The following is a 14,726-nucleotide window of genomic DNA, read 5'->3' on the forward strand; positions in this document are numbered from 1 at the left end:
ACTTAGTTTGGCTATGCAACACAGGATAACGTCATGGTTCGTATTATATCGATTGCCCTATTTTGGTTAATCACTTCAGCAGCGGCGCAAGCCACTACGCTAGAAGACTATTTACCAAAAGATGTGACTTATAACCCAGATATTCCAACACCGAAAGAAGTACTTGGCTACGAAGTCGGTGAATGGCATGTGCGCCCAGAGCAGTTAGCGCAATACATGGAAATTTTGGCGGAAAAGTCTGACCGCTTTACGCTAGAGCGCACCGGTTACACGCATGAGCGTCGTCCGCTGTTGCTGGCAACGGTTACCACGCCAGAAAATCATAAAAATATAGATAGCCTGCGTGACCAACACCTTGCGCTTGCTGATCCAAACCGCAAAGGTGACCCTGAAAGCGCACCTTTAGTGCTTTATATGGGTTACAGCATTCACGGCGATGAGCCGAGCGGCAGTAACTCTGCACTGTTGTATGCCTATTACTTAGCTGCTGCAGAAGGTGACAAAATTGAACAGGTATTACGTGATTCAATCATCTTACTTGATCCAAGCTATAACCCAGACGGTTTAGCGCGGTTTGCACAGTGGGCGAATCAGCACAAGAGTCAAAACCTTGTTGCCGATACCCAACATCGCGAACATGTGCAGCCCATGCCACGCGGTCGTGTTAACCATTACTGGTTCGACTTAAACCGTGACTGGTTGTTATTACAACATCCTGAGTCACGCGCACGCATCGCGAACTTCCAAAAATGGAAGCCGAACGTTTTAACTGACTTCCACGAAATGGGTACTGACAGCACGTTTTTCTTTCAGCCTGGTATTCCGTCACGGAAAAACCCGAATACGCCTGACGAAAACGTTAAGCTAACCCAAACATTGGCTGAAGGCCATGCTGCTGCATTGGATGAACAAGGCCGTTTGTATTTTACCGAAGAAGCCTTTGATGACTTTTACGTTGGTAAAGGTTCAACCTATCCAGATGTGCAAGGTGCTATCGGCATTTTGTTTGAGCAGGCGTCTAGCCGCGGTCACGCGCAAGATTCAATTAATGGCTTGGTTGAATTCCCGTTCACCATTCAAAACCAGTTCACCACATCACTGACCAGCATGTACGGTGCACATGCGAACAAACGCTGGTTCTTAGACTACCAGCAGCGTTTTTATGACAACGCATTGGCTGCCGCGAAAAAGGCCGGTTTCAAAGGCTATGTGGTGAGTGACCCAACTGACCCTGCGCGTGTTCAAGAAATGCTAAACATTCTTGCCCAACACGGCATTAAGAGTTACGCATTGGAAGACTCCGTAAAACTTGACGGCGTTACCTACCCTGCCAACGAAAGCTATTACGTACCGCTTGAACAAGAGCAGTATGTGTTGATTCGCGCAATCTTTATGGACCAACAGAGCTTCAAAGATAACACCTTCTATGATGTCTCAGCGTGGACATTCCCGCATGCTTTCAACGTTAACTTTGCCAAGTTCGACGGTTGGAGCATCGACACCGCAAGCGAAGCTTGGCAAGCACCACAACCGAAGCAAATCAGCTTCGCTAAAGACGCCTATGCTTACGCGTTCGAGTGGAACAATTACTTTTCCCCGCGTACGTTAAACCGCTTACTACAAGCCGGCATTCATGTGCGCCAAGCGAACCAAGAATTTACCGCGAAAACAACGAATGGCGAATACAAATTCAGCCCTGGCACCGTGGTTGTAACGCGCGCCTATCAAGATCATGATTGGGCCGACGTGCAGGCGAAATTGTCTGAAATTGCCAACGTAAATCAGGTTGACGTGCACGCTATTACCTCAGGCCTTACCCCAAGCGGTATGGACTTAGGCAGCCGAAACTTGTCACCAGTTGAGCCAGTTAATGTCATGATGGTGGTTGGTACTGACGCCAATATGTACGAAGCGGGTGAGGCTTGGTACTACCTTGACCGCCATGTTGGTATTCCAGTGTCTATGGTTGATACTGACCGTTTGAACTCAGCGGATCTGTCACGATATACACACATTATTATGGTTGATGGCCGGTATTCAAAACTGAATAAACACAGTGCCGAACGCCTGCGCAATTGGGTTAACCAAGGCGGCGTAATTATTGGTCAGCAAGGCGGTTCAAAGTGGCTGAGCAACAACGATATTTTGGCGGCCAAATTTGTTGAAGACGAAACCTTCCGCGAAGCCTTCGAAAAAGAAGAGCTTACGTATGGCGACATGGATGATTTTTATGGTCAACGTCGTTTAGCCGGCGCAATTTTCGAGTTACAGCTGGATACCTCGCACCCGCTAACCTTCGGCTACCCGCGCGCTACGCTGCCAGTATTTAAAGATAGCGTGAATGCGATGGTGGTACCCGAGCAGCCGTTCGTAACCGTTGCGACTTACAGCGAAAAAGAACCGCTGCTTGCCGGCTTTACCGCCGCAGCAAACCGCGAAGTATTGGCTGACAAAGCGGCAATTATTGCGCATCGCCAAGGTCGTGGCCGGGTTATCGCGTTTACCGACGACATGAACTTCCGCGCGTTTTTCTGGGGCAGCGCCAAACTACTCAGTAATGCGATTTTCTTAGCGCAAGAAGTTCGTCCAACAATGAGCGATGAAGAAAACGTAGAAGCCGCAGCTGCCGAAGCAGCTGAGGCCGCTCACGCACATTAATCGCTAACCACCGGTTGGTGCGGCTCGGCATACGCCAGCGTCCACGCATCAACCGCTCGTGCCCCACGGCGCAGCAAGGCATCTGCAGCAGCAGATATTGATGCGCCCGTGGTCAGCACATCATCAATAATCGCTAACTTCAAACCACTTACATCACGGCTGCAATGCATGCTGCGGTGCATATTTTGCCAGCGCTGCCCTGCTGCCGCATGGTGTTGTGCCCCGTCGTCATCCCTAATACGACGCAACAAGCCAGTAGCCACCGGCAGTTGTACCAACTCAGCCACCTGATGGGTTAACAAACCAGCCTGGTTATAGCCACGCTGGCACCAGCGTTTATAGGTCATCGGCATTGCCACCAACATATCTGGCCAAGCGTCATCACGTTCACGGTAGCAATGGTGCACTTGTGCCGCCAAAAATGGCGCCAAGATACCGGCCAGTTCTGGGCAACGTTGAAATTTAAAGCGGTGAATAAGGTGTTGTATGTCGGCTTGCCAGCGGAACGCCGCAAACCAATAGCGCCCTTGTGCCCGATCGGGACGTTGGCAACGCCAGCGCAAACACGAAGGTGGTAACCGCGGTAAATCATGTAAACACACGTGGCAGAGCCCACTTGATTCAGCGATTCGTAATGATTGATCACATAGCCAGCAATACCCTAACATAGACGCATCCTTTCGCAGTGATAGAGAATCTAAAATGGTAGCTTCGGTTTGGCGTGCCGTCAGGGGCACAGGGACGGATATTGTTGTACTCCATGGCTGGGGCTTGAATGCCAATATCTGGACCCCCGTCATTACGCCACTCGCGCAGCTTGGCACCTTGCACCGACTGGACTTGCCGGGCTATGGCGAGTCGCCGTGGCCGGATAATCACCCAGTTGACTTCAATAGCCTGTGTGAACTCACTCTGGCAGCCTTGCCTGAGCGCTGCCACTTGATTGGCTGGTCGTTAGGTGGGTTGGTCGCAACCGAGTTGGCACTGCGCCACCCTGAGCGCTTTCATAGCCTGACCACTGTTGCGTCATCGCCATTTTTTCCCGCGCAAGCAGACTGGCCTGGCATTGAACCGCATGTACTCAACACCTTTGCCAAGCAGCTCAGCAAAGACTTTAAGCGCACGGTTGAACGCTTTTTGGCGTTACAGTCGATGGGCTCTCCGCACGCGCGTGACGACGTAAAGCAGATTAAAGAATGGTTATTTGCCAAGCCGATGGCTTCCGTTGAGGTGTTGGATGCAGGGTTGGATATGCTAGCTACAGTTGATTTGCGCGAACGTTTAGCGGGGCTTGAAGTGCCGCTGTTACGCATTTACGGGAAGTTGGATGCGCTCGTGCCAACAACGGTCGCCGAGAAAGTCAGCGCGATTTTACCGTCAAGCATCGCGCACATCGCACCCAAATGCAGTCATGCTCCCTTTATCAGCGACCCGCAAGGCTTTATCGCAGCCATCACACCGTTTTTACGCCAGCACACGCCTTAGCGTTGGCAACTGGGGCAATAGACCGTGCTGCGTTGCCCCAGCCGTATTTCTTTCAAACGCCCTGAGCATTGCATGCACAACTTGCCGCCACGGCCGTAAACCATCAGCTCTTGTTTAAAATAGCCCGGCTGACCGTCCGCTTGGGTGAAGTCTTGCAAGGTGGTGCCGCCTTGTTCAATCGCTTTGGCGAGCGTGGCCTTAATAATGGGCACCAATTGCTCATAACGGCGCTGACTTATCTTCCCCGCCGCACGTTTTGGATGAATACCGGCCTTAAACAGCGCTTCGTTGGCATAGATGTTACCCACCCCAACCACCACATGGTTATCCATAATAAAGGTCTTAATGGCCTGCTGACGCCCTCGTGACGCTTTGAACAAATAGGCCTCGTTAAACGCATCGGTTAACGGTTCAGGCCCCAACGCGCGCAATAGCGGATGGTTCTCGCTTGGGTGCTCTTTAGAATACAACCAGCAGCCAAACCGGCGCGGATCGTTAAAACGCAAGCACTTACCTGATTCCAGCACCAAATCGATGTGATCATGCTTTACCGCAGGTGTGTTGGCTGGCACCACGCGCAGTGCGCCTGACATACCAAGGTGAATAATCAAATGCCCCGCCGCAGTATGCACAATTAAGTACTTGGCGCGCCGCTCCACCTTGGTAATTAACGCGCCAACAACGCTATCAATCTCTTCAGGCACAGGCCAACGCAGGCGCCGATCGCGCACAATAATTTGGGTTATTTTTTGCTGCTGCAGGTGCGGTGCTATACCACGGCAACTGACTTCTACTTCTGGCAACTCAGGCATAAAATTTCACTCATTGGTTACGGCTTGCGTGAACGAATAATTGTATGAAAATTAGTGCATGCACACTACTTGTGTTTCACTGTAGCCTCATCTATATTCGCGCCACTTCGTACGAATTTGGCTTTTGGGGTTAAATACAGGCAATGCAGGCAGCTCCATCGACGCTTGATCATACAGTTTTTAAAACCTCAGCGATCGACTTTGCGCAACTCGCTGAACGCGGCTATGTGGTCGTTCCAAACTTTCTCGCACCGCACTACTGCCAACTGCTTTTCGACTATGCCCAAAACTTAGCTGCCACCGACTGGCAACAGGCGGGAATTGGGCGTGCTGATCAATACACCACAAATACGGCGGTGCGCCAAGATAAGATCCGTTGGTTGCAGCGTGATTTTGCGCCTGAGCGTGCCTACCTTGATATGATGGATGGCTTGCGGGTGCAAGTGAATCGCGAATTGTTTATGGGGCTATTCGATTATGAATGCCATCTTGCCCACTATCCGCCCGGCGCTTTTTATCGTAAGCACCTCGACGCCTTTAAAGGGCGCAGCAATCGCATTCTCACCACGGTATTTTATTTAAACCCACACTGGCAGGAAGCCGACGGCGGTCAACTTGTCATGTACGACGAGCGCGGTCGGGTGTTAGAAACTATTTTACCGGAAGCTGGCAAGTTGGTTATTTTTCTTAGCGATGTGTTTATGCATGAAGTGCTGGCAGGTAATCGCGATCGGTTTAGCATTACCGGTTGGTACCGTCATAACACCAGTATTAACGGCGTGATTGACCCCACGCGCTAACTATTTCAAATAATTCGGTGCTACAGATACAAAAAAACCCAGCCAGGCTGGGTTTTTTGTGCTCAGAAGAAGCTTACTTAATTTTAGCTTCTTTGAAAACCACGTGCTTACGAACCACTGGATCGTATTTTTTGATTTCCATTTTTTCTGGCATGTTGCGCTTGTTCTTATCGGTAGTGTAGAAGTAACCAGTACCGGCAGAAGAAACTAGACGAATCTTATCACGCATGGTTCAGCTCCTTACACTTTTTCGCCACGAGCGCGCAAATCTGCGAGCACCGCGTCGATACCATTTTTATCAACAATACGCATACCTTTAGTAGAGATACGCAACTTAACCCAACGCTTTTCTGATTCTACCCAGAAGCGGTGAGATTGCAGGTTCGGCAGGAAACGACGCTTGGTCGCATTGCGCGCGTGTGAACGGTTGTTTCCGCTAACCGGACGCTTTCCTGTAACTTGACATACTTGTGACATCGTTTATTTACTCCAAAATTGCTTCAAGCTCGCCTGTCGCCCATCGCGGCCTTGCCTTGAATCCGAGGGCGCATTTTATACAGCAAATTGGCCCGGCAATCAAGTGATCGCTGATATTTTTTGATCATTATGATCCTGTAAACGGCGGCGCTACTTTACTACAAGAGCCCCCGTTCGGCAAATGAAACTGGTGTTCCCGAGCCAATAACGAAATGATCCAATAGAGCAACGTCGATCATACCTAGGGCCCGTTTTAAGCGCTCTGTTACACGCTGATCTGCCTGACTTGGTTCAGCCACGCCAGAGGGGTGATTATGCGCTAAAATCACCGCGGCTGCATTATGTTGCATCACTAATTTTATTATTTCTCGCGGATATACTGGGGCGGCGTTGATTGTTCCTTGAAATAACTCAACATATTTTAATAGTCGGTGCTGGCTATCAAGCAACAACACCACAAAAATTTCGCGTTGCTGATGCCGTAACTGCGCCGTCAGGTAGTCGCGCACCATGGCCGGTTGTGTAAAACCATCATCACGACGTAATTGCCACGCCAAATAGCGGCGCGAAATTTCCATCACCACTTGCAACTGCATCACCCGCGCTGGCCCAAGCCCAGGTTGCTCCAATAAGGTTTCCGCGCTGGCGGCCAGCATGCCACCTAAACCATCAAATGCACCCAGTAAGTCACGCGCATAGGCCACCACGTCTTTGCCGCGAATGCCGGTACCGAGTAAAATAGCGAGCAGTTCAGCATCGGTTAACGTTGCCACCCCAAGCTCTGCCATTTTTTCGCGGGGCCGTTCGGTTACGGGCCAGTCTTTTACACTCGTCATGATCGCTCCTTGATCCTTGCTGTTGCTCATTAAGAATGAAAATTTAGCATACGGCGGTGCGGCATGACTTAAATTGCGCTGTCGCCTCGGCTTAAGCGCGGCAATAACGCACCCCTGTATAAAATTTCTATATCGCGAAAATCGGGTCTTCGTGGTATTGTAAAAATAGTTAAAAGGTAAGGACTTACTATGAGTACAAGCCCCAAGAAGCCATTAAGCGGCCGACGCATCGTGCTCGGCATAACCGGTGGTATTGCCGCCTATAAAATGCCCGATTTGGTGCGCCGGTTGAAAGACTACGGTGCCGATGTTCGCTGCGTAATAACACAAGGCGGTCAGGCGTTTATTACCCCGCTAACACTGCAGGCGGTTTCTGGCAATCCAGTTCACCATGATTTGCTTGACCCAGCTGCAGAAGCGGCGATGGGCCACATTGAGTTGGCTAAATGGGCTGACTTTGTGCTCATTGCACCCGCGTCTGCCAATACCATTGCGCAACTTGCCCATGGGCACGCCCCTGATTTGCTAACAACCCTTTGTCTTGCAACGGCGGCCCCGGTAGCTGTTGCACCAGCAATGAATCAACAAATGTGGGCACACCCAGCGGTACAGGCGAACTGCGCATTACTGCAAAGTCGTGGCGTAACCGTTATAACTCCAGCGAGCGGCGCACAAGCGTGCGGCGATGTTGGCGCGGGCCGCTTACCGGAACCGCTTGAATTACGCGAAGCTGTCACCAAATTATTAACGGTAACCTCGAACGAGCTAGCAGGTAAACACCTTGTTATTACCGCTGGCCCCACGCGGGAAGCCATTGACCCTGTGCGTTATTTAAGTAACCACAGCTCGGGCCGCATGGGGTTTGCCCTGGCCACAGCTGCACAACGTATGGGCGCGCACGTCACCTTAGTGGCCGGCCCCTGCCAATTGCCAACGCCCGCGGGCGTAACTCGTATAGACGTGGTGAGCGCAGAGCAAATGAATACTGCCGTGATGGGTGTTATTGCCGAGGCTGATATTTTTATTGGCTGTGCCGCCGTGGCCGATTATCGCCCCACGCATGTTGCCGATAATAAGATCAAAAAAGATAATGACGCTATGCACATCGCATTGGTTAAAAACCCCGACATACTCGCCAACGTTGCAGCGCTTGCCAAAGCGCCCTTTACAATTGGCTTTGCTGCCGAAACCAACGATGTTGCACACTATGCGCAAGACAAATTACAGCGCAAAAAGCTCAACATGATTGCAGCCAACGACGTCAGCGATACCAATATCGGCTTTAATAGCGAAGACAACGCGATGCTCCTATTTTGGCGTGACACAAACAACACCGTGCAACAGCAAGCACTCGCACGCGCCAGCAAATCAGCCATCGCCCAACAGATCCTGCAACAAGCAGCAAAGCTTCTATCGAATAACCAATAACGATTAACGATTAACGACAAACAGAAGGAGTTTTGCGTGGCCGCGAAACAAGACCGCAAACAAGAAATTTTAGCTGCCTTAGCAACCATGCTAGAAACCAGCCCCGGACAACGCATTACCACGGCGCGTTTAGCCACTGAAGTTGGGGTGTCAGAAGCCGCACTTTATCGTCACTTCGCATCGAAGGCGAAGATGTTTGAAGGGCTCATCGACTTTACGGAAGATGCCATTCTGTCGCGCATCAACCAAATTCTGGAAAACGAAAAAGACACCGTAACCCGCTGTGAAATGATTGTACGTTTAATACTTACATTCGTTGAGCGCAATCCAGGCATTACCCGTATTTTAACGGGCGATGCCTTGCTGGGCGAACACGAACGTCTGCGTGCACGTGTGCAGGGGATTTTTGAGAAAGTTGAAGCGAACTTAAAACAGGTATTACGCGAGCGTCGATTGCGTGAACAGGTTCGTGGCGCACTTGACGAAGGCATGCTCGCCAACCTCGTGATGGCCTATGCCGATGGCAAGGTCACGCAGTTCGTACGTTCTGAGTTTAAACGGGCACCTACTGAACATTTTGATGAGCAATGGCAAACCATCGCTCAGCAGTTATTAAGTTAACAGTTATTCCGATGTGCGGGCGCGGCTCAACAAGTTAATCGCAGCTTGTTGAGGCGTGGTGTCGCCGTAGAGTACGTCGTAGAGTTGTTCGCAGATGGGCATTTCTACGCCGTGCCGTTTTGCTAACGCAACCACTTCACGGGTATTGCGATAGCCCTCAACCGCTTGACCAATTTCTTTCATGGCTTGGTCAACGCTTTTACCCTGCCCCAATGCCAATCCAAACCGTCGATTACGGGATTGATTATCGGTACAGGTTAGTATCAAATCACCTAAACCTGCCATGCCGGTAAAAGTTTCAGGTTTTGCACCAAGCTTCAAACCCAGCCGCGTGAGTTCCGCTAAGCCGCGCGTAATCAACGCGGTTCTCGCATTCGCACCGAAGCCGATGCCATCGGCCATTCCTGCACCAATTGCGATCACGTTTTTAACTGCGCCACCAAGTTGCACACCAATGAAGTCATCGTTGGTATACACCCGGAAACTGCGGTCGCAGTGCAACAACTCAGACAGTTCGTCAACAAACTGTGGGTCTGTTGATGACATGGATATAGCAGTGGGTAGGCCCTTGGCCATTTCCATGGCGAAGGTTGGCCCTGACAACACAGCCAGTGCGTGTGAGTCACCTAAAATTTCTTGAGCAACTTCAAACAGGAGCCGCCCCGTTTCAGGTTCTAACCCTTTGGTTGCCCATGCAACCCGCGCGTCTTCGCGCAAATGCGGCCGCATGTCTTTTAGCACTTGGGCAAACGCACTGCTGGGTACCACCACCACAATATTATGGCTATCAGCTACCGCTTCAGCCAAATTGGCAGTGACATGCAAAGTATCAGGAAGTTGAATGCCTGGTAGGTAGCGCGCATTTTCGCGTGAGCTAGCCATTGCTTCGACTTGCTCAGCATCGCGGCCCCACAAACAGGTATGCGTACCCTTACGGGCAAAACAAAGCGCTAGGGCGGTTCCATAAGAACCGGCACCCAGCACTGTTACTTGCGAATTACGCATTGATGGCGCTTAGATTATGCGTCAGCTTGCTCAGCAGCTTGTTGCTGGTGCTGCTGTACGTGTTGCGCGAACACCGCGTCAAAGTTAACTGGCGCTAAGTTCAATTGCGGGAATGTTGCGCGGCTTACTAAGCTAGACAAGCACTCGCGAGCATATGGGAACAAAATGTTCGGGCAGAATGCGCCAAGTAATTGGGCACGTTGACCTTCTTCAATTGCGTCAGTAATTGTGAAAATACCTGCTTGATGAACTTCACCAATAAAGGCTACCGTTTCGCCAACTTTATTTGTTGCAGTTACTTTCAGAACCACTTCGTAAACACCGTCTTCAATCTTGGTGTTTTTAACGTTTAGATCAAGGCTAAGCTCTGGTTTCCACTCTTGGCGGAAAATATCTGGAGCATTTGGCGCTTCAAACGAAACGTCTTTGGTATAAATGCGTTGAATCTGGAAAGCTTGCTGTTGTTGCGCGTCGTTTTGAGCGGCGCCGTTTACTTGCTGTTCGTCAGCCATTTTTTACGTCCTATTGCTAAAAGTTATACTTATTTTTTAACCAGTGGGAAACTGGCGCCCTGCCAGGCTGAGATTCCACCTCGAAGTACGGCAACGTTCTCAAAACCAGCTTTACTGAGCGCAGCTGCTGCTGAACGCGCAGTCATGCCTGTTGCACATACAACAACGATGGGGGCAGATTTGTATTTCTCAAGAGCCTGCACCTCATTTTTTCGAATCTTATCGGCAGTTACATGAATAGCATCTTGAATGTGGCCTTTACGGTACTCGTCCGTTGAACGAATATCAACAAACACACCGTCGTTACGGTTAGTCAGTAGGGTCGCTTGTTGCGGCTCTAATAGCTTAACCTTAGAAGTTACGCCTTTCAGGTAGCTTACGATAATCGCAATCAAAAGGATGACCCACAACAGGCTCATAAAGTAATGGTCCATCGCGAAAGCGAGAAGTTGATCCATGGGGTTGCCTACTCCAGTTGAAAAAAACAAGCCACAGAGTATACCGACTGAAACCTGTGTTGCCAGTAAAATTTTGCCATAAGCGCGAAGTTAGAAAGGATGCGTTGTGCGTCAAAATCGCATAAAATAAGGTCAATTTTCTGAATTTACTGAAAAACCACTGAGGATGTTATGGCAAAGCCACATACACCATTGGCTCTTTTAATTTTAGATGGCTGGGGCCACCGTGAAGCCACCGCTGATAATGCAATTGCTGCGGCGAACACACCAACCATGGACAAACTATGGGCAACCTACCCACACACCTTGGTGGACGGCTCAGGTATGGCCGTTGGCTTACCTGACGGGCAAATGGGAAACTCTGAAGTGGGCCACGTGAACTTAGGCGCTGGCCGCGTCGTTTATCAAGACTTTACCCGTATCAGCAAAGCCATTGCCGATGGCGACTTTTTCGATAACGCCGAGCTTACCGCTGGCGTTGATGCGGCTGTGGCCAAGCAAAAAGCCATTCATATTATGGGTTTGTTATCACCAGGCGGCGTACACAGCCATGAAGATCACCTCATTGCAATGGTGAATTTAGCAGCGCAACGCGGAGCCAAGAAAATTTATTTGCACGGGTTTCTGGATGGTCGCGACACCCCGCCGCGCTCTGCAGCGCCTACTATTGAGCGGTTTGAAAAGCTCTTTAGCCAACTTGGTGTTGGTCGCTTTGCCACTGTTTGTGGGCGTTACTTTGCAATGGACCGTGACAAACGCTGGGACCGCGTTGCACAAACATGGAATGCCATGATTCATAACAAAGCAAGCTATCACGCTGATAACGCAGCTCTCGCCCTGACCGCCGCGTACGAACGTGATGAAAGCGATGAGTTTGTGAAGCCAACACTGATTGCTGATGCCGCGCCCATTCAGGACGGCGATAGCGTGTTTTTCATGAACTTCCGCGCCGACCGCGCTCGCGAGCTAAGCCACGCATTCTTAGACCGTGACTTTGATGAATTCGAACGTGGCAAAGTACCGCAGTTATCGGCTTTCGTGATGCTCACAGAATACGCAGCTGATCTAAAGGGCCCTATCGCGTTTCCACCGGAAAGTCTGACCAACGTGTTGGGTGAGTGGTTGGCGAAAAACAACTATACGCAACTGCGCATCTCAGAGACCGAAAAATATGCCCATGTAACCTTCTTTTTTAGTGGCGGGCGTGAACAGGAATTTGACGGCGAAAAACGCGTTCTGATTCCATCACCGAACGTGGCCACTTACGATCTGCAACCGGAAATGAGTTCTGAGCAACTCACTGACGCGCTCGTTGAAGCAATTCATAACCGCGAGTTTGACGTTATTGTGTGTAATTACCCGAATGGGGACATGGTTGGCCACACCGGTAATTTTGCTGCCGCTGTGAAAGCCGTTGAGGCGGTTGATAGCTCGATTGCTCGCGTGATTGAAGCCTTGCAAGAGGTCGGCGGTGAATGTTTGATTACAGCCGATCACGGCAATGCTGAACAAATGCAGGACCACAGCACCGGCCAGTCACACACAGCACACACCAGTGAATTGGTACCTTTCATCTATGTAGGGCGTGAAGCGAATGCCCGCGACGGGGGCACGTTGTCAGACGTCGCACCAACCATGCTGCATTTGCTCGGCCTTGAGCAACCCGCTGAAATGACCGGCAAACCCATTGTGACGCTGAAGTCGTGAAGCACTGGCTGCTTGTTCTCATCTGTTTGATGTTGGCTCCAGTTGCCTGGGGCCAGCAACCGAGTGCCGATGAACAGGCAGCAACCGAAGCACAGTTAGAGCAAATAGCAGCCGAGTTAAAACGTCGCGAGGCCGCTATTGGCCAGCGCGCTGAACAGCTGAGCTTGACTGAACGGGAGCTAAAACAGCTTGAACAGCAGATGGCTTCGGTTGCCAGTGAATTGAACACAACAACCAATCAACTTGCCGATATCCGCGCACGCATTACTGATTTACAGCGCCAAGAACAACAACTTGAAAGCGATTTACAACAGCAACTGCATTTACTGGAACAGCAGCTGGATATGGCCTACCGCATGGGCAAGCACGATTACCTTAAGCTGATATTAAAGCAACAAGACCCCGCCAAATTTGAGCGTCTACTGGGCTACTATGGGTATTTTAATCGTGCGCGTATTTCAGAGCTTGCAACCATTCGCGCAACCCAACAGCAACTTGAGCAGGTGCGTGCAGACGTGCTTGACCAACAACAACAACTTGAACAGCGGCTGCAACAGCAACGCCAACAACAGGGTGTGTTAAAAGCGCAACAAACCGAACAACAACAGCTGGTGAAACGCTTGCGTCGGGAGCAATCGGCTGATCAACAACGCATCAGTGAACTGAAACGCGACCAAGAATCGCTTGAGCAAGTTCTCGCCGCCATTCAAGCCGCGATGCGCGACGAGCCTCGGCTTGAGGGGCTGGCCGCACTGAAGGGCAAAATGAACTGGCCAGCCGCAGGCCGCGTACAGCGGGTATTTGGACAACAACGCAGCGGTGGTGTTATTTGGAAAGGCGTTGTTATTAAAGCTGAGTCTGGCGAACCGGTAAAAGCAATCGCCGATGGCCGCGTGCTTTTTGCCAACTGGCTAAGGGGTTACGGCCTCATCATAGTGCTTGACCATGGTGACGGCTACATGAGTCTTTACGGGCACAACCAAACCGTTTTACCTGCAGTTGGTGACACAGTGCGCGCCAATGAGACCATCGCATTAGTTGGTCAGAGTGGTGGTCGTGAAGATCCTGCTGTATATTTTGAGGTTCGTGTCAAAGGTGATGCGGTGAACCCTGTCAATTGGTGTCGTTAATGCGTGTCTGGTTAAAGGTAGTTGCTAGTCTAATACTCGGCCTCATGGCTTTTTCTGCACAGTCAGAAGAAGGCGCTTTGCCGCGCATTGCAATTGTTATCGATGACCTTGGTAATAGCCGTTTCCAGCAAGAGTTTGCCAAATTACCGGGCGCACTGACGTTAGCCATGTTGCCACACACGCCTTATGCCGAGCGCATTGCCCGTAATGCGCAAGAAACCGGGAAAGAAGTCATTATTCACATGCCCATGCAACCGGGAAGCAATGCCAACGCCGGTATTGGTATGCTCACTACGGATGAAGACAAAGCACAGTTTATAATGCTGATGGAACAAGCCTTTGTGCAGTTGCCGCAGGCCGTGGGCATGAACAATCATATGGGTAGCCAGTTAACCGCCCTTATTGAGCCCATGCAATGGGTTATGGAACAACTTGCGCTGCGTAACTTTTATTTTCTGGATAGCCGCACAACGGCCGCCACCCAGGCTGAAAACGTTGCCCGCGAATTTGGTATTCCCGTTGCAAGGCGTCATGTGTTTTTAGACAACGACCCGCAGGCCGATGAAATAGAGCTGCGCTGGCGTGATCTTATTCGCCACGCGCATAAACATGGTGAAGCCATCGCTATTGCACACCCGCACCGCTCTACCCTAGAGTTTTTAAAACACGTGTTACCTGACTTGGCAAACCAATACGGTGTTGAACTTGTCGTTGCTTCCGCACTTGCAGAACCGCGCACCGCCCAACCAATTCAACTTACTGAGCATAAAAAAACGCCGGCGAATTAGGCCGGCGTT

Annotated in this window: 16 protein-coding genes; 8 read left to right on the forward strand and 8 right to left on the reverse strand. The window is 50.6% G+C overall.

Translation table 11 applies throughout. The features are described 5' to 3' along the window. Positions 1-33 precede the first annotated feature (33 nt). A complete protein-coding gene (locus EGC76_RS07010; RefSeq protein ID WP_128352288.1) occupies positions 34-2,658 on the forward strand; it encodes a M14 family zinc carboxypeptidase in 2,625 nt (874 codons plus the stop codon). On the opposite strand, the gene EGC76_RS07015 is transcribed toward EGC76_RS07010, so the two are convergent. After that, complete coding sequence (locus EGC76_RS07015; protein ID WP_128352289.1) at positions 2,655-3,326, reverse strand: ComF family protein; 672 nt, start codon at positions 3,324-3,326, stop codon at positions 2,655-2,657. The two genes, EGC76_RS07010 and EGC76_RS07015, sit on opposite strands and share 4 nt — an antisense overlap. A 34-nt stretch (positions 3,327-3,360) precedes the next feature. Here EGC76_RS07015 and bioH point away from each other — a divergent pair, with 34 nt between their 5' ends. Continuing rightward, a complete protein-coding gene (bioH, locus tag EGC76_RS07020) occupies positions 3,361-4,143 on the forward strand; it encodes a pimeloyl-ACP methyl ester esterase BioH (RefSeq protein ID WP_128352290.1) in 783 nt (260 codons plus the stop codon). On the opposite strand, the gene mutM is transcribed toward bioH, so the two are convergent. Next, the gene (gene mutM / locus EGC76_RS07025) at positions 4,140-4,955 is read right to left on the reverse strand and encodes a bifunctional DNA-formamidopyrimidine glycosylase/DNA-(apurinic or apyrimidinic site) lyase (protein WP_128352291.1); all 816 of its coding nucleotides are present in this window, start codon (positions 4,953-4,955) and stop codon (positions 4,140-4,142) included. The genes bioH and mutM overlap by 4 nt on opposite strands. 143 nt (positions 4,956-5,098) lie before the next feature. Between mutM and EGC76_RS07030 the strand changes: the two genes are divergently transcribed. After that, positions 5,099-5,755, forward strand: coding sequence for a 2OG-Fe(II) oxygenase (locus EGC76_RS07030; protein WP_128352292.1), 657 nt, complete (start codon positions 5,099-5,101; stop codon positions 5,753-5,755). A 73-nt stretch (positions 5,756-5,828) separates the two neighbouring features. Here EGC76_RS07030 and rpmG read toward each other — a convergent pair whose 3' ends face one another. The 3 genes from rpmG to radC all read right to left on the reverse strand — a co-directional run bounded on the left by rpmG (position 5,829) and on the right by radC (position 7,068). After that, positions 5,829-5,984: a 50S ribosomal protein L33 gene (rpmG, locus tag EGC76_RS07035; RefSeq protein WP_092857736.1), complete on the reverse strand. Its 156-nt coding sequence runs from the start codon at positions 5,982-5,984 to the stop codon at positions 5,829-5,831. Between the two features lie 11 nt (positions 5,985-5,995). After that, on the reverse strand, positions 5,996-6,232 hold the full coding sequence (gene rpmB, locus EGC76_RS07040) for a 50S ribosomal protein L28 (protein WP_128352293.1): 237 nt from the start codon (positions 6,230-6,232) through the stop codon (positions 5,996-5,998). A gap of 158 nt (positions 6,233-6,390) precedes the next feature. Next, positions 6,391-7,068 (reverse strand): RadC family protein, encoded by a 678-nt coding sequence (gene radC / locus EGC76_RS07045; RefSeq protein ID WP_128352294.1) that lies wholly within the window; start codon positions 7,066-7,068, stop codon positions 6,391-6,393. Between the two features lie 189 nt (positions 7,069-7,257). On the opposite strand from radC, the gene coaBC reads away from it, so the two are divergent. Further along, positions 7,258-8,496: a bifunctional phosphopantothenoylcysteine decarboxylase/phosphopantothenate--cysteine ligase CoaBC gene (gene coaBC, locus EGC76_RS07050; protein WP_128352295.1), complete on the forward strand. Its 1,239-nt coding sequence runs from the start codon at positions 7,258-7,260 to the stop codon at positions 8,494-8,496. Positions 8,497-8,532: 36 nt separating this feature from the next. Continuing rightward, entirely contained in the window at positions 8,533-9,117 is a 585-nt protein-coding gene (gene slmA, locus EGC76_RS07055) for a nucleoid occlusion factor SlmA (protein WP_128352296.1), read from the forward strand. Positions 9,118-9,120: 3 nt separating this feature from the next. Here slmA and gpsA read toward each other — a convergent pair whose 3' ends face one another. Genes gpsA through EGC76_RS07070 form a run of 3 tightly spaced genes read right to left on the reverse strand, consistent with a single transcriptional unit; the run spans position 9,121 to position 11,092 of the window. Continuing rightward, positions 9,121-10,122 carry an NAD(P)H-dependent glycerol-3-phosphate dehydrogenase gene (gene gpsA, locus EGC76_RS07060; protein WP_128352297.1) on the reverse strand — a complete coding sequence of 334 codons (1,002 nt, stop codon included), beginning with the start codon at positions 10,120-10,122 and terminating at the stop codon, positions 9,121-9,123. A gap of 14 nt (positions 10,123-10,136) precedes the next feature. Next, positions 10,137-10,634, reverse strand: coding sequence for a protein-export chaperone SecB (gene secB / locus EGC76_RS07065; protein ID WP_128352298.1), 498 nt, complete (start codon positions 10,632-10,634; stop codon positions 10,137-10,139). Between the two features lie 29 nt (positions 10,635-10,663). Next, the gene (locus EGC76_RS07070) at positions 10,664-11,092 is read right to left on the reverse strand and encodes a rhodanese-like domain-containing protein (RefSeq protein ID WP_128352299.1); all 429 of its coding nucleotides are present in this window, start codon (positions 11,090-11,092) and stop codon (positions 10,664-10,666) included. A gap of 171 nt (positions 11,093-11,263) precedes the next feature. Here EGC76_RS07070 and gpmI point away from each other — a divergent pair, with 171 nt between their 5' ends. The 3 genes from gpmI to EGC76_RS07085 are packed head-to-tail and all read left to right on the forward strand — an operon-like array spanning position 11,264 to position 14,717. Next, positions 11,264-12,799 (forward strand): 2,3-bisphosphoglycerate-independent phosphoglycerate mutase, encoded by a 1,536-nt coding sequence (gpmI, locus tag EGC76_RS07075; protein ID WP_128352300.1) that lies wholly within the window; start codon positions 11,264-11,266, stop codon positions 12,797-12,799. Next, positions 12,796-13,929: a murein hydrolase activator EnvC family protein gene (locus tag EGC76_RS07080; RefSeq protein ID WP_128352301.1), complete on the forward strand. Its 1,134-nt coding sequence runs from the start codon at positions 12,796-12,798 to the stop codon at positions 13,927-13,929. The genes gpmI and EGC76_RS07080 overlap by 4 nt, the downstream gene beginning before the upstream one ends. Beyond that, positions 13,929-14,717 (forward strand): divergent polysaccharide deacetylase family protein, encoded by a 789-nt coding sequence (locus tag EGC76_RS07085; RefSeq protein ID WP_128352302.1) that lies wholly within the window; start codon positions 13,929-13,931, stop codon positions 14,715-14,717. Before EGC76_RS07080 ends, EGC76_RS07085 begins: the two co-directional genes overlap by 1 nt. Positions 14,718-14,726: the final 9 nt, after the last annotated feature.

This window comes from Pseudidiomarina gelatinasegens, assembly GCF_004025325.1.
Classification (GTDB): Bacteria; Pseudomonadota; Gammaproteobacteria; order Enterobacterales; family Alteromonadaceae; genus Pseudidiomarina; species Pseudidiomarina gelatinasegens.